At 61.6% G+C, this 20,561-nt stretch carries 4 protein-coding genes; 2 read left to right on the top strand and 2 right to left on the bottom strand.

What is annotated here, in order from left to right:
- The first annotated feature begins 23 nt into the window (after nucleotides 1-23).
- Together POF45_RS16715 and POF45_RS16710 are read left to right on the top strand one after the other, a co-directional pair.
- The gene (locus POF45_RS16715) at nucleotides 24-17,159 is read left to right on the top strand and encodes a LapA family giant adhesin (RefSeq protein ID WP_282316162.1); all 17,136 of its coding nucleotides are present in this window, start codon (nucleotides 24-26) and stop codon (nucleotides 17,157-17,159) included.
- 148 nt (nucleotides 17,160-17,307) lie between these two features.
- Entirely contained in the window at nucleotides 17,308-17,646 is a 339-nt protein-coding gene (locus tag POF45_RS16710) for a tryptophan synthase subunit beta (RefSeq protein WP_259498041.1), read from the top strand.
- 149 nt (nucleotides 17,647-17,795) lie between these two features.
- Here the strand turns inward: POF45_RS16710 and lapD are convergent, their stop codons facing one another.
- Nucleotides 17,796-19,742, bottom strand: coding sequence for a cyclic di-GMP receptor LapD (gene lapD / locus POF45_RS16705; RefSeq protein WP_282316161.1), 1,947 nt, complete (start codon nucleotides 19,740-19,742; stop codon nucleotides 17,796-17,798).
- 14 nt (nucleotides 19,743-19,756) lie between these two features.
- A complete protein-coding gene (gene lapG, locus POF45_RS16700; RefSeq protein ID WP_259498037.1) occupies nucleotides 19,757-20,449 on the bottom strand; it encodes a cysteine protease LapG in 693 nt (230 codons plus the stop codon).
- Nucleotides 20,450-20,561 lie beyond the last annotated feature (112 nt).

Here is a 20,561-nt window from a genome sequence, read left to right as displayed (position 1 = left end):
ACGTGACACCCGGAGAGTCTTCAATGAGCAGTGTTGTTGCCATCGTCAAAAGCATTGTCGGTCAGGTTTTCGTGGTGTCCCCAGAGGGCATCCGCCGTGTACTCGTTGAAGGCGACCGGTTGTTTGTCGGCGATCAGGTAGACACCGGTACTGCGGGTGCCGTCACACTGGAACTGGCGGATGGCCGCACTCTGGACCTGGGGCGCGACACTCAGTGGAGCGGTACCGCGCCGGACTCCAGCACCGACCTGGCAGCAGCCACTGCACAAGCCGCGCCATCGGTTGAAGAGCTGCAGCAAGCCATCGCCGCCGGCGTCGACCCGACCACCGCATTTGAAGCGGCAGCAGCCGGGCCGGCCGCCGTAGGCACTGGCGGCGCAGCGGGTGGCGGGCACAGCTTCGTGGTGCTCGATGCCACCGCTGGCCGGGTTGACCCGAACATCGGCTTCCCGACGGCGGGCATCGGATCTTCCGCGTTGACCACACAGAATTTCGTCGGCGGCCAGAACACTGACACCACGACCAATGCCGTGCGCGCCTCGACCCTGACGCTCGGCGCCACGCCGACCATCACCGAAGCCGGGGGTGTGCTGACGTACACCGCGACCCTGACCCAGGCACCGCTGACCGACCTGAGCATCACCCTGTCCAACGGCTCGGTGATCGTGATTCAGGCCGGCCAGACCACGGGCACCGTCAACGTGCCGCTGGCGCCGCACGACACTGTTTATAACGACGCGACGCAGATCAGCGTGACCGTCACTGGCACCACGGGCGGCAGCGGCATCGCGGTCACGGTCCCGACTACACCGGCCGTGACCCAGGTCACCGACACCATCGACACCACCACCGTCACCCTGACGGCGGGTTCGAATGTCACCGAAGGCGGCCAGATCACCTACACCGCGACCCTGACCAACCCGGCGCAGACGCCGGTCACCGTCACCCTGTCCAACGGTTCGGTCATCACCATCGACGCCGGCAAGAGCACCGGCACCGTGAACGTGCCGACGCCGGCCAACGACGTCTATAACAACGGCAGCACGGTGACGACCACGATTACCGGGGCGACTGGCGGTAATTTCGAACAGTTGACGCCGAATCCAGCCCCGGCTGTAACCACTATTACCGACTCGATCGACACCACCACGCTGTCGTTGAGCGCCACCGGTACGGTTGCCGAGGGCGGCTCGATTGTTTACACCGCGACCTTGACTAACGCTGCCGGTACTCCGGTGACCGTGACCTTGTCGAATGGCGCCGTGATCACTATTGATGCGGGTAAAACCACCGGCACCGTGACCGTCGCCGCTCCGGCCGATGACGTTTATAAAGATGCCGGCAAGGTTGAAGTCACCGTTAAAGACGCCACTGGCGGCAACTTCGAGAACCTGGTGCCAAGCACCGTTCCGGCAGTGACCAACGTTGTCGATACCATCGATACGTCCACCGTCAAACTGACGGCTACCGAGACTGCGGCGGAAGGCGGCACCGTCACTTACACCGCCACTGTCGGCCAGCCAGTCACCGGCTCGCCTGTGGTCGTGACCCTGGCCAACGGCCAGACCATCACCATCGACATCGGCAAGACCACCGGCACCGTGACCACGGTTGCGCCGAACGATGTATTGAACGGCCATGCGCCGCTGACCACTTCGATTACTGACGTGAGCGGTGGTAATTACGAGAACCTGGTCGCCGACAAGACGCCGGTTTCGACCACCGTGACTGACACCGTCGATACCACCACGCTGTCGCTGACCGCGACAGGTACTGTGGCCGAGGGCGGCTCGATTGTTTACACCGCGACCTTGACTAACGCTGCCGGTACTCCGGTGACCGTGACGTTGAGCAATGGCGCCGTGATCACTATTGATGCGGGTAAAACCACCGGCACCGTGACCGTCGCCGCTCCGGCCGATGACGTTTACAAAGATGCCGGCAAGGTTGAAGTCACCGTTAAAGACGCCACTGGCGGCAACTTCGAGAACCTGGTGCCAAGCACCGTTCCGGCAGTGACCAACGTTGTCGATACCATCGATACGTCCACCGTCAAACTGACGGCTACCGAGACTGCGGCGGAAGGCGGCACCGTCACTTACACCGCCACTGTCGGCCAGCCAGTCACCGGCTCGCCTGTGGTCGTGACCCTGGCCAACGGCCAGAACATCACCATCGACATCGGCAAGACCACCGGCACCGTGACCACGGTTGCGCCGAACGATGTATTGAACGGCCATGCGCCGCTGACCACTTCGATTACTGACGTGAGCGGCGGCAATTACGAGAACCTGGTTGCCGACAAGACGCCGGTTTCCACCACTGTGACTGATACCGTCGACACCACAACGCTGTCGCTGACCGCGACGGACACCGTGGCTGAAGGTGGCCAGATCGTTTACACCGCGACCTTGACCAACGCTGCCGGGACACCAGTGACCGTGACGCTGAGCAACGGCGCGGTGATTACCATCGACGCGGGCAAAACCACGGGCACCGTCACCGTCGCAGCGCCCGCCGATGACGTTTACAAAGACGCCGGCAAAGTTGAAGTCACCGTCAAAGACGCCACTGGTGGCAACTTCGAGAACCTGGCGACGAATCCGGCTCCAGCAGTGACCAACGTCACTGACACCATCGATACCTCGATCGTGAAGCTGACCGCTTCCGAGACGGCGGCGGAAGGCGGCACCGTCACCTACACCGCGACTGTCGGTCAGCCCGTCACCGGTTCGCCTGTGGTCGTGACGCTGACCAACGGCCAGAGCATCACCATCGACATCGGCAAAACCACTGGTACCGTAACGACCATCGCACCAAACGACGTGTTGAACGGCCATGCGCCGCTGACCAACTCGATTACCGATGTGAGTGGCGGCAATTATGAGAACCTGATCGCCGATAAAACCCCGGTCAGCACCACCGTGACCGATACCATCGACACGACCAGCCTGTCGCTGACTGCGACGGACACGGTCGTTGAGGGTGGCCAGATCGTTTACACCGCCACGCTGACGAACGCCGCGGGTACTCCGGTTACCGTGACCTTGTCGAATGGCGCCGTGATCACTATCGATGCGGGCAAAACCACCGGCACCGTGACCATCCCGGCGCCGGCTGATGACGTTTACAAAGATGCGGGCAAAGTTGAAGCCACGATTTCCACTGCGACCGGCGGTAATTTCGAAAATCTGGTGCCGAACACCGCGCCGGCTGTGACCAACGTCACTGACACCATCGATACCTCGTTCGTGAAGCTGACCGCTTCCGAGACGGCGGCTGAAGGTGGCACCGTCACCTACACCGCCACGGTGGGTCAGCCCGTCACCGGCTCGCCTGTGGTTGTGACCTTGGCCAACGGCCAGACGATTACCATCGACATCGGCAAGACCTCTGGCACTGTCGACGCTGTGGCACCGAATGACGCGTTGAACGGCCATGCGCCGCTGACCAACTCGATCACCAACGTCAGCGGCGGCAACTACGAAAATCTGGTTGCCGATAAGACGCCGGTTTCCACCACTGTGACTGATACCGTCGACACCACAACTCTGTCGCTGACCGCGACGGACACCGTGGCCGAAGGTGGCCAGATCGTTTACACCGCGACCTTGACCAACGCTGCTGGCACGCCAGTGACCGTTACTTTGTCGAACGGTGCAGTGATCACCATCGACGCCGGTAAAACCACCGGTACCGTGACCGTCGCCGCCCCGGCTGACGATGTGTACAAAGATGCGGGCAAAGTTGAAGTCACCGTCAAGGACGCCGCAGGCGGCAACTTTGAGAACCTGGCGACCAACCCGGCGCCGGCGGTCACTAACGTCACTGACACCATCGATACTTCGACCGTCAAGCTCACCGCGACTGAAACTGCGGCGGAAGGTGGCACCGTCACTTACACGGCGACTGTTGGACAGCCAGTGACTGGCAGCCCTGTCACTGTGACTCTGGCCAACGGCCAAACGATCACGATCGACATCGGCAAGACCACCGGCTCTGTCAACGCCGTGGCGCCAAACGATGCGCTGAACGGCCATGCGCCGCTGACCAACTCGATCACCGACGTCAGCGGCGGCAACTACGAGAATCTGGTTGCTGACAAGACGCCGGTTTCGACCACGGTCACCGACACTATCGACACCACCACACTGTCGCTGACTGCGACGGATACTGTAGCCGAAGGCGGCCAGATCGTTTACACCGCGACCTTGACCAACGCTGCCGGTACTCCGGTGACCGTTACCTTGTCGAACGGTGCAGTGATCACCATCGACGCCGGTAAAACGACTGGCACCGTCACCGTCGCCGCCCCAGCCGATGACGTGTACAAAGACGCCGGCAAGGTTGAAGTCACCGTCAAGGATGCCGCAGGCGGCAACTTTGAGAACCTGGCGACCAACCCGGCTCCCGCCGTGACCAACGTCACCGACACCATCGATACTTCGACCGTCAAACTGACCGCAACCGAGACTGCAGCAGAAGGTGGCACCGTCACCTACACGGCGACTGTTGGACAGCCAGTGACTGGCAGCCCTGTCACAGTGACCCTGGCCAACGGCCAGAACATCACCATCGACATCGGCAAGACCTCTGGCACTGTCGACGCTGTGGCACCGAATGACGCGTTGAACGGCCATGCGCCGCTGACCAACTCGATCACCGACGTCAGCGGCGGCAACTACGAGAATCTGGTTGCTGACAAGACGCCGGTGTCGACCACAGTTACCGACACCATCGACACCACCACACTGTCGCTGACCGCGACGGATACCGTGGCCGAAGGTGGCCAGATCGTTTACACCGCGACCCTGACCAACGCTGCCGGTACTCCGGTGACCGTTACTTTGTCGAACGGTGCAGTGATTACCATCGACGCCGGTAAAACCACCGGTACCGTGACCGTCGCCGCCCCGGCTGACGATGTGTATAAAGATGCGGGCAAAGTCGAAGCGACAATCTCTACTGCCACCGGCGGTAATTTCGAAAACCTGGTGCCGAACACTGCGCCAGCCGTGACCAATGTCACCGATACCATCGATACTTCGACGGTGAAACTGACTGCGACTGAAACAGCAGCGGAAGGTGGCACCGTTACTTACACGGCCACTGTCGGTCAGCCCGTCACCGGCTCGCCTGTGGTTGTGACCTTGGCCAACGGCCAAACGATCACCATCGACATCGGTAAAACCACCGGGACCGTCACCACCATCGCACCAAACGATGCACTGAACGGCCACGCACCACTGACCAACTCGATCACCAACGTCAGCGGTGGTAATTACGAAAATCTGGTTGCCGACAAGACGCCGGTTTCCACCACTGTGACTGATACCGTCGACACCACCACGCTGTCGCTGACCGCGACGGATACTGTGGCCGAAGGCGGTTCCATCGTTTACACCGCGACCTTGACCAACGCTGCCGGGACTCCGGTGACCGTGACGCTGTCGAACGGTGCCGTGATCACCATCGACGCCGGTAAAACCACCAGCACCGTCACCGTCGCCGCCCCGGCTGACGATGTGTACAAAGACGCCGGCAAAGTTGAAGTCACCGTCAAAGATGCCGCAGGCGGCAACTTTGAGAACCTGGCGACCAACCCGGCTCCAGCGGTCACTAACGTCACTGACACCATCGATACTTCGACCGTCAAGCTCACCGCGACTGAAACTGCGGCTGAAGGTGGCACTGTCACTTACACGGCGACTGTTGGACAGCCAGTGACTGGCAGCCCTGTCACTGTGACTCTGGCCAACGGCCAGACGATTACCATCGACATCGGCAAGACCACCGGCTCTGTCACCACCATCGCACCAAACGATGCACTGAACGGCCATGCGCCACTGACCACCTCGATCACCGACGTCAGCGGCGGCAACTACGAAAATCTGGTTGCCGACAAGACGCCGGTGTCGACCACGGTCACCGATACCGTCGACACCACCACGCTGTCGCTGACCGCGACGGATACTGTGGCCGAAGGCGGTCAGATCGTTTACACCGCTACCCTGACCAACGCTGCCGGCACACCAGTGAACGTGACGCTGAGCAATGGCGCGGTGATCACCATTGATGCGGGCAAAACCACGGGCACCGTGACCGTCGCCGCTCCAGCCGATGACGTCTATAAAGACGCCGGCAAAGTTGAAGTCACGGTCAAAGATGCCGCAGGCGGCAACTTTGAGAACCTGGCAACCAACCCGGCTCCAGCCGTGACCAATGTCACCGATACCATCGATACGTCCACCGTCAAACTGACGGCTACCGAGACTGCGGCTGAAGGCGGCACCGTCACTTACACCGCCACCGTCGGTCAGCCCGTCACCGGCTCGCCTGTGGTTGTGACCTTGGCCAACGGCCAGACGATTACCATCGACATCGGCAAGACCTCTGGCACTGTCGACGCTGTGGCACCGAATGACGCGCTGAACGGCCATGCGCCGCTGACCAACTCGATCACCAACGTCAGCGGCGGCAACTACGAAAATCTGGTTGCCGATAAGACGCCGGTTTCGACCACGGTCACCGATACCGTCGACACCACCACGCTGTCGCTGACCGCGACGGACACTGTGGCCGAAGGCGGTTCCATCGTTTACACCGCGACCTTGACCAACGCTGCCGGTACTCCAGTGACCGTTACTTTGTCGAACGGTGCAGTGATCACCATCGATGCCGGTAAAACCACCGGTACCGTGACCGTCGCCGCCCCGGCTGACGATGTGTACAAAGACGCCGGCAAAGTTGAAGTCACCGTCAAAGATGCCGCTGGTGGCAACTTTGAGAACCTGGCGACCAACCCGGCTCCGGCGGTCACTAACGTCACCGACACTATCGACACTTCGACCGTCAAGCTCACCGCGACTGAAACTGCGGCGGAAGGTGGAACCGTCACTTACACCGCCACTGTCGGCCAGCCAGTGACTGGCTCGCCTGTTTTGGTGACTCTGGCCAACGGCCAAACGATCACGATCGACATCGGCAAGACCACCGGCTCTGTCAACGCCGTGGCGCCAAACGATGCGCTGAACGGCCATGCGCCGCTGACCACCTCGATTACCGACGTCAGCGGTGGCAACTACGAAAATCTGGTTGCCGATAAGACGCCGGTTTCCACCACTGTGACTGATACCGTCGACACCACAACTCTGTCGCTGACCGCGACGGATACTGTGGCTGAAGGCGGTTCCATCGTTTACACCGCGACCTTGACCAACGCTGCCGGGACTCCGGTGACCGTGACGCTGAGCAATGGCGCGGTGATCACCATTGATGCGGGCAAAACCACGGGCACCGTGACCGTCGCCGCCCCGGCTGACGATGTTTATAAAGATGCGGGGAAAGTCGAAGTTACCGTCAAAGACGCCGCTGGCGGCAACTTTGAGAACCTGGCGACGAATCCGGCGCCGGCCGTAACCAATGTCACCGACACTATCGACACTTCGACGGTGAAACTGACTGCGACTGAAACCGCGGCGGAAGGTGGCACTGTCACTTACACCGCCACCGTCGGCCAGCCAGTGACTGGCTCGCCTGTTTTGGTGACTCTGGCCAACGGCCAAACGATCACGATCGACATCGGCAAGACCACCGGCTCTGTCACCGCCGTCGCACCAAACGATGCGCTGAACGGTCACGCCCCACTGACCAACTCGATCACCAACGTCAGCGGCGGCAACTACGAAAATCTGGTTGCCGACAAAACCCCGGTCAGCACCACCGTCACCGACACCATCGACACCACCAACCTGTCGCTGAGCGCGACCGGCACCGTGGCCGAAGGCGGGCAGATCGTTTACACCGCGGCCTTGACCAACGCTGCCGGCACACCAGTGACCGTGACGCTGAGCAATGGCGCTGTCATCACAATCGACGCCGGTAAAACCACCGGCACCGTGAGCGTCGCCGCTCCAGCCGACGACGTGTACAAAGACGCCGGCACCGTCCAGGCCACGATCAAAACCGCTACCGGTGGCAACTTCGAAAGCCTGGTGCCAAGCACCACGCCAGCGGTCACTAACGTCACCGACACTATCGATACCTCGACGGTGAAACTCACCGCGACCGACACGGCAGCGGAAGGTGGCACCGTCACTTACACCGCCACGGTGGGTCAGCCAGTCACCGGCAGCCCGGTCACCGTGACTCTGGCCAACGGCCAGAACATCACCATCGACATCGGCAAAACCACCGGTACCGTGACCGCCATCGCACCAAACGATGCACTGAACGGTCACGCCCCACTGACCAACTCGATCACCAACGTCAGCGGCGGCAACTACGAAAATCTGGTTGCCGACAAAACCCCGGTCAGCACCACCGTCACCGACACCATCGACACCACCAACCTGTCGCTGAGCGCGACCGGCACCGTGGCCGAAGGCGGGCAGATCGTTTACACCGCGGCCTTGACCAACGCTGCCGGCACACCAGTGACCGTGACGTTGAGCAATGGCGCTGTCATCACAATCGACGCCGGTAAAACCACCGGCACCGTGAGCGTCGCCGCTCCAGCCGACGACGTGTACAAAGACGCCGGCACCGTCCAGGCCACGATCAAAACCGCTACCGGTGGCAACTTCGAAAGCCTGGTGCCAAGCACCACGCCAGCGGTCACTAACGTCACCGACACTATCGATACCTCGACGGTGAAACTCACCGCGACCGACACGGCAGCGGAAGGTGGCACCGTCACTTACACCGCCACGGTGGGTCAGCCAGTCACCGGCAGCCCGGTCACCGTGACTCTGGCCAACGGCCAGAACATCACCATCGACATCGGCAAAACCACCGGTACCGTGACCGCCATCGCACCAAACGATGCACTGAACGGTCACGCCCCACTGACCAACTCGATCACCAACGTCAGCGGCGGCAACTACGAAAATCTGGTTGCCGACAAAACCCCGGTCAGCACCACCGTCACCGACACCATCGACACCACCAACCTGTCGCTGAGCGCGACCGGCACCGTGGCCGAAGGCGGGCAGATCGTTTACACCGCGGCCTTGACCAACGCTGCCGGCACACCAGTGACCGTGACGTTGAGCAATGGCGCTGTCATCACAATCGACGCCGGTAAAACCACCGGCACCGTGAGCGTCGCCGCTCCAGCCGACGACGTGTACAAAGACGCCGGCACCGTCCAGGCCACGATCAAAACCGCTACCGGTGGCAACTTCGAAAGCCTGGTGCCAAGCACCACGCCAGCGGTCACTAACGTCACCGACACTATCGATACCTCGACGGTGAAACTCACCGCGACCGACACGGCAGCGGAAGGTGGCACCGTCACTTACACCGCCACGGTGGGTCAGCCAGTCACCGGCAGCCCGGTCACCGTGACTCTGGCCAACGGCCAGAACATCACCATCGACATCGGCAAAACCACCGGTACCGTGACCGCCATCGCACCAAACGATGCACTGAACGGTCACGCCCCACTGACCAACTCGATCACCAACGTCAGCGGCGGCAACTACGAAAATCTGGTTGCCGACAAAACCCCGGTCAGCACCACCGTCACCGACACCATCGACACCACCAACCTGTCGCTGAGCGCGACCGGCACCGTGGCCGAAGGCGGGCAGATCGTTTACACCGCGGCCTTGACCAACGCTGCCGGCACACCAGTGACCGTGACGTTGAGCAATGGCGCTGTCATCACTATCGACGCCGGTAAAACCACCGGCACCGTGAGCGTCGCCGCTCCAGCCGACGACGTGTACAAAGACGCCGGCACCGTCCAGGCCACGATCAAAACCGCTACCGGTGGCAACTTCGAAAGCCTGGTGCCAAGCACCACGCCAGCGGTCACTAACGTCACCGACACTATCGATACCTCGACGGTGAAACTCACCGCGACCGACACGGCAGCGGAAGGTGGCACCGTCACTTACACCGCCACGGTGGGTCAGCCAGTCACCGGCAGCCCGGTCACCGTGACTCTGGCCAACGGCCAGAACATCACCATCGACATCGGTAAAACCACCGGTACCGTGACCGCCATCGCACCAAACGATGCACTGAACGGCCATGCGCCGCTGACCAATTCGATCACCGACGTCAGCGGTGGTAATTACGAAAATCTGGTTGCCGACAAGACGCCGGTGTCGACCACCGTGACCGACACCATCGACACCACCAACCTGTCGCTGACCGCGACCGGCACCGTGGCCGAAGGTGGCCAGATCGTTTACACCGCGACCTTGACCAACGCTGCCGGCACACCAGTGACCGTGACGTTGAGCAACGGCGCGGTGATCACAATCGACGCCGGTAAAACCACCGGCACCGTGAGCGTCGCCGCTCCAGCCGACGACGTGTACAAAGACGCCGGCACCGTCCAGGCCACGATCAAAACCGCTACCGGTGGCAACTTCGAAAGCCTGGTGCCAAGCACCACGCCAGCGGTCACTAACGTCACCGACACTATCGATACCTCGACGGTGAAACTCACCGCGACCGACACGGCAGCGGAAGGTGGCACCGTCACTTACACCGCCACGGTGGGTCAGCCAGTCACCGGCAGCCCGGTCACAGTAACTCTGGCCAACGGCCAAACGATCACCATCGACATCGGCAAAACCACCGGTACCGTCAACGCCATCGCACCAAACGATGCGCTGAACGGCCACGCGCCTCTGACCAACTCGATCACCAACGTCAGCGGCGGCAACTACGAAAATCTGGTCGCCGACAAAACCCCTGTCAGCACCACGATCACCGACACCATCGACACCACCAACCTGTCGCTGAGCGCGACCGGCACCGTGGCCGAAGGTGGCCAGATCGTTTACACCGCGACCTTGACCAACGCTGCCGGCACGCCAGTGACCGTGACGTTGAGCAATGGCGCTGTCATCACTATCGACGCCGGTAAAACCACCGGCACCGTGAGCGTCGCCGCTCCAGCCGACGACGTTTACAAGGATGCCGGCACTGTCCAGGCAACCATCACCACTGCAACCGGCGGTAACTTCGAAAACCTGGTACCGAGCACTACGCCAGCAGTGACCAACGTCACCGACACCATCGACACCACCAACCTGTCGCTGACCGCGACCGGCACCGTGGCCGAAGGCGGGCAGATCGTTTACACCGCGACCTTGACCAACGCTGCCGGCACCCCAGTAACCGTGACGTTGAGCAATGGCGCCGTGATCACTATCGATGCCGGTAAAACTACGGGCACTGTCACTGTCCCAGCCCCGGCTGATGACGTGTACAAAGACGCCGGCACCGTCCAGGCCACGATCAAAACCGCTACCGGTGGCAACTTCGAAAGCCTGGTATCAAGCACTACACCAGCCGTGACCAACGTCACCGATACCATCGATACCTCGACCGTGAAACTGACCGCAACCGGCACCGCCGCTGAAGGTGGCACTGTCACTTACACCGCCACTGTCGGCCAGCCCGTCACCGGTTCGCCTGTTGTCGTGACCCTGGCCAACGGCCAGAACATCACCATCGACATCGGCAAGACCACCGGCACTGTCACCACCATCGCGCCAAACGATGTGCTGAACGGCCACGCGCCGCTGACCAACTCGATCACCAACGTCAGCGGCGGCAACTACGAAAATCTGGTTGCCGACAAGACCCCGGTCAGCACCACCGTCACCGACACCATCGACACCACCAACCTGTCGCTGAGCGCGACCGGCACCGTGGCCGAAGGTGGCCAGATCGTTTACACCGCGACCTTGACCAACGCTGCCGGCACGCCAGTGACCGTGACGTTGAGCAATGGCGCTGTCATCACTATCGATGCCGGTAAAACCACCGGTACCGTGACCGTCGCCGCTCCAGCCGACGACGTGTACAAAGACGCCGGCACCGTCCAGGCCACGATCAAAACCGCTACCGGTGGCAACTTCGAAAGCCTGGTGCCAAGCACCACGCCAGCGGTCACTAACGTCACCGATACCATCGATACCTCGACGGTGAAACTCACCGCGACCGACACGGCAGCAGAAGGTGGCACCGTCACTTACACCGCCACTGTCGGCCAGCCAGTCACCGGCAGCCCGGTCACCGTGACCCTGGCCAACGGCCAGAACATCACCATCGACATCGGCAAGACCACTGGCACCGTCACCACCATCGCGCCAAACGATGTGCTGAACGGCCACGCGCCGCTGACCAACTCGATCACCAACATCAGTGGCGGCAACTACGAGAATCTGGTTGCCGACAAAACCCCGGTCAGCACCACCGTGACCGACACCATCGACACCACCAACCTGTCGCTGACCGCGACCGGCACCGTGGCCGAAGGCGGGCAGATCGTTTACACCGCGACCCTGACCAACGCTGCCGGCACACCAGTGACCGTGACGTTGAGCAATGGCGCTGTCATCACTATCGACGCCGGTAAAACCACCGGCACCGTGAGCGTCCCAGCCCCGGCTGACGACGTTTACAAGGATGCCGGCACTGTCCAGGCAACCATCACCACTGCAACCGGCGGTAACTTCGAAAACCTGGTATCGAGCACTACGCCAGCAGTGACCAACGTCACCGACACCATCGACACCACCAACCTGTCGCTGAGCGCGACCGGCACCGTGGCCGAAGGCGGGCAGATCGTTTACACCGCGACCTTGACCAACGCTGCCGGCACCCCAGTAACCGTGACGTTGAGCAATGGCGCCGTGATCACTATCGATGCCGGTAAAACTACGGGCACTGTCACTGTCCCAGCCCCGGCTGATGACGTGTACAAAGACGCCGGCACCGTCCAGGCCACGATCAAAACCGCTACCGGTGGCAACTTCGAAAGCCTGGTATCAAGCACTACACCAGCCGTGACCAACGTCACCGATACCATCGATACCTCGACCGTGAAACTGACCGCAACCGGCACCGCCGCTGAAGGTGGCACTGTCACTTACACCGCCACTGTCGGTCAGCCAGTCACCGGCAGCCCGGTCACCGTGACCCTGGCCAACGGCCAGAACATCACCATCGACATCGGCAAGACCACTGGCACCGTCACCACCATCGCGCCAAACGATGTGCTGAACGGCCACGCGCCGCTGACCAACTCGATCACCAACATCAGTGGCGGCAACTACGAGAATCTGGTTGCCGACAAAACCCCGGTCAGCACCACCGTGACCGACACCATCGACACCACCAACCTGTCGCTGACCGCGACCGGCACCGTGGCCGAAGGTGGCCAGATCACCTACACCGCTACCCTGACCAACGCCGCCGGTACACCGGTGACCGTGACGCTGAGCAACGGCTCGGTAATCACCATCGACGCGGGAAAAACTACGGGCACTGTCACTGTCCCAGCCCCGGCGGATGACGTGTACAAAGACGCCGGCACCGTTCAGGCGACGATTACCAACGCCACGGGCGGTAACTTCGAGAACCTGGCCACCAGCAGCACGCCTGCCGTGACCAACGTGACCGACACCATCGACACGACCCAGGTCAGCATCACCGGCAGCACCTCGGTGACTGAAGGCCAGACCGCCAGCTACACGGTCAGCCTGACGCACCCGGCGCAAACCGACGTGACGTTGAAGATCGTCTACAGCGGCACCGCCACCGACGGTTCGGACTTCACCGGCGTGTACACCGTGAAGATCCCGGCTGGCGCCAGCACCGCCACCTTCAACGTGGCGACCATCGACGACAAGATCACCGAGAACACCGAGAACTTCGTGGTCAAGATCGACTCGGCCACCGGGGGCAACTTCGAGAACCTGGCGATCAGCACCACTAACGGCAGCGTCAGCACCACGATCATCGACAACGATGCGCCACCGGTCATCGACCTCGACGCCAACGATTCCAGCGGCGCCACCGGGGCCGATTACAAAGTGACCTTCACCGAAGGCACTGCCGGCCAGGGCGTGTCGATTGCCGACACCGATCTGAAAATCACCGACCCGGACAGCACCATGCTGACCGGCGCCACCATCGTGCTGACCAACCGTCAGCCGGGCGACTCGCTGAACCTGGGCAACAGCGTCAACGGCATCACCATCAATGCCAACAGCAAAGATGGTTCGATCACGCTGACCCTGTCGGGCAACGCGACGCTGGCCGACTACATGCAGCAGATCAAGAACATCAGCTTCACCAACAACAGCCACGACCCAAGCACCGTGCCGCGCACCATCACAGTGACCGTGACTGACGGTGGCAATTACTCCAACGTCGCCACCACCACCGTGAACGTCGTGGCCGTGAACGATGCGCCAACCGCTGCGCCAGTAAATGTCACCGGCACCGAAGACACCCCGCTGATCCTCGGCTGGTCGACCTTCGGCGTCAGCGACGTGGACAGCCCGGCGAGCAGCCTGGGCGTGAAAATCACCGGCCTACCGGGCGAAGGCAAGTTGCAGTACCTGAACGGTTCGACCTGGACCGACGTGACCAGCAACCAGACCGTCAGCAAGGCCGACATCGACGCTGGCAAACTGCGCTTCCTGCCGGACGCCAACGAGTCCGGCACCAATGGCTACGGCGGCACCGGCCTGGGCAACAATCAGGCGGATTACGCGCAGATCAAGTTCCAGCCAACCGACGGTCAGGCGCTGGGCAACACCGGCACGGTGACCATCGACATCACGCCAGTGGCTGACGCGCCGTCCTTGAGCATTGCGGACAACAGCGTCAAGTCCACCGGGCTGACCAAAGAAGTCTGGACCGGCCTGGCAGGCTTGGGCACTGACGGCAGCGGCGCACCGACTGCCACGTTGAAATCGGTGATCGACGCGGCGGGTACGCCGAATACGATTGGCACCGTGACCAACGTGCAGTCCGACGGCAGCGTGACGGCGGGCACCGCGTCGAAAACCTTCGGCCTGATTTATCTGGAAGCCGGCAAGACTTACACCTTCACCGGTACTGGCGATGACAGCTTGCTGGTGACCATCGGCGGCAACCAGGTCGCGGCCACCACCTGGGGCGCGGGCGGTCAGTTGAACGGTTCGTTCACGCCGACCACCAGTGGCTACTACACCCTGGACATCTACCACCACAACCAGAGTGGTCCGGGCAGCTATGACGTCAACCTGTCGGTCAACGGTGGCACCGCCATCGACCTGAGCAGTGCTGGCGTGCCGCTGTACACCGGCGTGGCGGATCTGGCCGCATCTGGCGTGACGGTTTCCGACCTGCACGGCGCCAACGGCGAAGGCTACTACGACGGCTACAAACTCAACGAAGGCGCCGAAGGCACCAGCGTCAACCTGACCGCAATCAACACCGCCCTGACCGACACCGACGGCTCCGAAAGCCTGAGCGTGAAAATCAGCGGCATCCCGGCAGGTGCTGTGCTGACCGATGGCGCTGGCCACACGTTCACCGCCACTGCGACGTCCGGCGAAGCCAACGTCACCGGCTGGAACCTCGGCACCCTGACCGTGACTCCGCCGACGTATTACAACGGCCAGTTCAACCTGACCGTGACCTCGACTTCCACCGAAGCCCTGGGCGGTTCGGCGGTGACGACGGCGCAGATTCCGGTCACTGTTTACCCGGCGGTGTACAACGCCATCACCGGCACGTCCGGCAGTGACACGGTCACCGGCACTGACGGCAACGACATCATGGTCGCCGACATCGGCGGCCTGACCGTGGTGCCAGGCACCAACTACAACATCGCGTTCATGGTCGACAGTTCGGGCAGCATGAGCGCCTCGTCGATCACCGCGGCCAAGGCCTCGTTGACCTCAGTGTTCAGCACCCTCATGCAGAGCATGGGCGGCAACTCCGGTACCGTGAAAATCTTCCTGGTGGACTTCGATACCCAGGTCAACAAGTCGGTGTCGGTCAACCTGAACGACCCGAACGCGCTGGCGACACTCAAGACGGTTCTGGACTCGATGTCGTCCGGCGGCGGCACCAACTACGAGGACGTGTTCAAGACCACGGCCAACTGGTTCCAGAGCACTGACGCGGTGTCCAACACCGGCGCGAAGAATCTCACGTACTTCATCACGGACGGCCAGCCGACCTACTACCAGAGCGGCGAGCAGACCAACCCGACGCTGTACGGCACCGTGAAGCTCGACGACGTGGTGAAAACCAGCAACTACAAGCCGGGTGACACCTTCAGCACCTACATCGACAGCACGCACTACCTGAGCATCGCCAGCAACGGCGCCGCGCAGTTGCAGACGTACACTACGAAATACGGCTGGAGCGCCACCAACCTGGGCACCGTCCACGCTCAGGGCGATGGCACCTATGAGTTGTCGAACCTGGCCGGCAGCGGCAACAGCACCACCCAGACCACCGTCGACAACGCCAACAGCAGTTTCGCGATACTGAACGGTCTGTCGCACGTCGACGCCATCGGCATCAACAGCGGTGTGGGCCTCAGCGACCTGAAGCCTTACGACACGGACAAAAACCCGCAAACCAACATCGACCCGAAAGACCTGGCCAACTCGATCATCGGTCACACCGAAGCGACACTGCCGGGTAACGACACGGTCAGCGGCGGCAATGGCAACGACATCCTGTTCGGCGACCTGGTGAGCTTCAACGGCATCGCCGGCGAGGGTTATCAGGCCATGCAGGCCTACGTCGCCCAGCAGACCGGTGTGGATGTCAGCAAAGTCACCACCAGCAACGTGCACCAGTTCATCACCGAGCACTACGCCGCGTTCGACGTGTCGGGTGCCCATGACGGCAACGACACGCTGCTGGGCGGTGCGGGCAATGACATTCTCTTCGGCCAGGGTGGCGACGACGTGCTCGATGGCGGCAAGGGCAATGACATCCTGCTGGGCGGCACCGGCAACGACACCCTGATTGGCGGGCCGGGCAATGACATCCTGATCGGCGGTGCGGGTGCCGACACCTTCGTCTGGAAAGCGGGCGACACCGGCAACGATGTGATCAAGGACTTCAACGCCAACGAAGGTGACCGCATCGACCTGCGCGATTTGCTACAGGGTGAAACCGGCAGCACCATCGACAACTTCCTGAAGATCACGACGGTCGATGGCGTGTCGTCGTTGCAAGTCAGCTCTGGCGGCAAGTTCAACTCCGCCGACGCAACAGCCGCCGCACCAGATGTGACAATCAAACTGGAAGGCAACAACTGGTCCACCGCCAACATTCACTCGTTGATTGCCGGCAGCGATCCGACCATCAAGGTCGACCACAACAACACCTGATCCAAACTAAAACGGCCGCCCTTCTGGGGCGGCCGTCACGTTTGCGCCTTTCAAAACGGTGACGATTTCGTCGTCGCACCGCATACTCACGCGCAGTTGGCCTATGCTGCTGTCAGCATGAGGCGGGTCTATTTCCGGGGGATGCTCAATGTTTTACGTGCAACGCGATGCGCAGGGCCAATTGGTGCGCGTAGAAGCCGCGGCCTACGCCGAGGCCACGGAAACGCTGCCGGCCGACCACCATGAAATCCAGGCCTGGTACGCCAACGAAGTGGTGGAATCGAGCCTCAAACAACTCAAGCAGAGTGACCTGGAAATGATCCGGGTACTCGACGACCTGATCCAGGTGCTGACCAGCAAAGGTGTGATCCGCGTCACCGACCTGCCGGCCGCCGCGCAAGCCAAGCTGATGGACCGGACCCAGGCCCGGGAAGCATTGGGTGGGTTGAGTCATTTGATTGATGATGACGAGACGGGGTTGATCTAGGGCTCGCTTTCTGTGGTGCCTGCCTTCGCGAGCAGGCTCGCTCCCACAGTGGATCTGTGTCGTTCACATAGGTTGTGCTCACTGACGATCCACTGTGGGAGCGGGCTTGCTCGCGAAGGCGTCAGTCCAGACAACTAAATTTCAAACCGTTACTTCCAGGGCTTGGGCTCACCCAACAGCTGCCCCTGAACCCCATACAAACCCATCTCGCGAATCACCGACAATTCCCCTTCGGTTTCGACCCGCTCGGCAATCAGCGGCAGATCAATGCTGTGCGCCGCCCGTTGAATCGCTTCGATGAACAGGCGTTTGTCACTCTCCTGATCAATTGCCCGGATGTAGCTGCCATCGATTTTCAGATACGCCAACCCCAGGCGCGCCAGGTTGCCGATCATGCTGAAGCGCCCGCCAAACCGTTGCAGGCTCAGCGAGAAACCAAGCTCGCGCAGGCGTCGGGTCAGCTCTTCCAGCATCGCCTGTTCCGGCAGTTGCTCTTCGCCGATCTCCAGGGTCAGGCGCGAGCCGAGGTTGGAATGCGAACGCAGAATCTCGAAGACTTTGTTCAGCGCCTGCGGGTCAGCCAGCGTCGCTGAAGACAGGTTCAGCGCCAGCGATTCTTCATGCCCGGCCATCTGTTCCAGCACCCGCTCCAGCATCAGGCGATCGAGCCGCGCGGTCCAGCCGAAGCGCTCCAGCCACGGCAGGAAACGACCCGCGGGGATGGTCTGGCCATGCTCGTCGAGCAACCGTGAGAGCACTTTGTAATGCAGCACCAGCGTGGTGTCCTGAGCGGCCACTACCGGCTGGAAGTACAGCTCGAACCGCTGTTGATTCAACGCCTGATCCAGCAGTGTGTGCCACGCATGGTGGTCGTCGCCGACACTGGCCGACGCACTGTGATCCAGGCACGCCCAACTCTGTTCACCTTGGCTTTCGGCTTGGGCCAGCGCCTGATCCGCCAGTCCAATCACCGCTTGCGGCGAGTCGCCATGGGCAAACGGCGCCAGCCCGATGGACGCTACCGACGCCACGTCGGTGGCTCCGGTGGCGTGTAGACTCGCCAATGCACTGTCGAGGTTCTGCGCCAGTTGCAGCGCTTCTTCGCGGACCAGACCCGGCGCCAGTACGGCGAATTCACCGCCACGAATACGAGTGACGAGGTTCTGGGTTTCCGGGTATTTGGCGCACTCGCGGGACAACTGCTGACCCACCGCTTTCAGCAATTCATCGGTGCGCTGACCGCCGAGGCGCTGATTCAAACCGGCCAGGTCTTTGACTCGCAACAACAGCAGGTAACCGGAGCTGGCCTGCTCCGGATTGCTCACCCGGGCATTCAATTGCATTTCGAAATAGCGGCGGTTGGCAAGGCCCGTGAGATTGTCCTGATAGGACTCGATGCGCAGCTTTTCACTGCGCTCGGCCTGCTCCTGGAACAGTGCCTTGAGCTTTTCGACCATCTGGTTCATGGCCTGCACCACCCGGCGCAGTTCCGGAGTACGCGGCAGCTGCGGCAAGCTGAGGAACTCACGGCGGGCGATGGCGTGGGACTGCTGGACCATGTAGTCCAGTGGCTTCAATTGCCGACGCAGCAACAGCGCGCCCAACACCGCACTCACAGCGCCGCAGATCAGCAGCCAGCCAAGGCTGCCGAGCGCGCTCTGCCAGAGCTTGGCCAGGGCGAACATCGGGTGGCTGACCACCTCGACCCGCGCCGCCTGTTCCCAGCCACGGCTGACCAGCGCATCACCGCCGGCCGGCTCCAGGCCGATGAGCTTGACGAACCAGTCCGGCACGTTGTTCACCGCCGGAATACCGCTGCGCTCAACGATGGTCTTGTCGGTCTTGAGGTCGACTACGCGGATGCTCGCGTAGTAGCCGCTGTCGAAAATCGAACTGACCAGTAACTCGACCATTGCCGGGTCATCGATATTCGGTGTCAGCGACAACGCCAGTGCCGTAGCGGCGTCCTGGGCATGGGAGCGCAACTGGTTGACGTACTGGGTACGCGAGCTCTCCAGGCTGACCATGAAGCTGCCCGTGAAGGCGACCACCAGGAACAGACAGATAGCGATCAACAGCTGTTTGAACAAGGACATCTGAGCGCGTGCTCCTAGTTAGTCGTCTCGACCGGAAAACCTTCGGCCTGCATTTTTTTCAACACATCCTGCCAGCGGGACAGGCGTTTGGTATCACCGACTTTTTTGTTGCCCTTGGCGCCGGGCAGGTACAGGCCTTCAGCGTTGAACGAGTAGACCGGCAACAAGTCGGTTCGTTGGCTGGCCGGCAGGATCTCGTTGATCAGGCTGTCCAGCACCAGCGGCATGGCGTCGGGGCTTGAGTAGTACGTCAGCACCATGTGCGCCCGGTTCAAGCGCAGGGCCTTGACGTAGGTGATACGCAATTTGTCACTGGAAACACCGAGATGGCGCAGGCTGAAGTACTTGGCGATGGCGTAGTCTTCGCAGTCGCCAGCGCCTTTCCACAGGGCTTCGATGGGGGTTTCCCAGTAGTCGTCGACGTGCCACAGGTCAATGTCTTCTTCATAACGCATCTGCTTGTTGAAGAACTGATTGACCACTTTGAGCTGTTCCAGCTCGCCGACCTGCTTCTGGGTGGCCAGCAAGTGCTGCCACGCGTCGATGCGTTGCTGCCCCGGACCCAATGGCCCGTACAGTGCCTCGGCGCGGCGGCTGATCAAGGAAAAATCCCAATCGGCGTGCAGACCGCCCAGCATGATGCCGGTCAGCAGCAGTGCGCAGCCTAGCCAGCGCAAAGCCCGAGGAATCGCGAAACGTACCGCCAAGGCGAGGCATCCAGAAGAGGCAGATTGGAAAGCGGTTGATGGTGAAGGTTAGCCCGTGAAAAGACAATGGCACGATGCAATCACTGCTGGCGGACTAAACTTTTAGCAGGAG

It is taken from the genome of Pseudomonas fungipugnans (assembly GCF_029955235.1).
Taxonomy (GTDB): domain Bacteria; phylum Pseudomonadota; class Gammaproteobacteria; order Pseudomonadales; family Pseudomonadaceae; genus Aquipseudomonas; species Aquipseudomonas fungipugnans.
The sequence above is the reverse complement of the archived record's forward strand: the minus strand, read 5'-3'. Positions and strand labels throughout refer to the sequence as shown.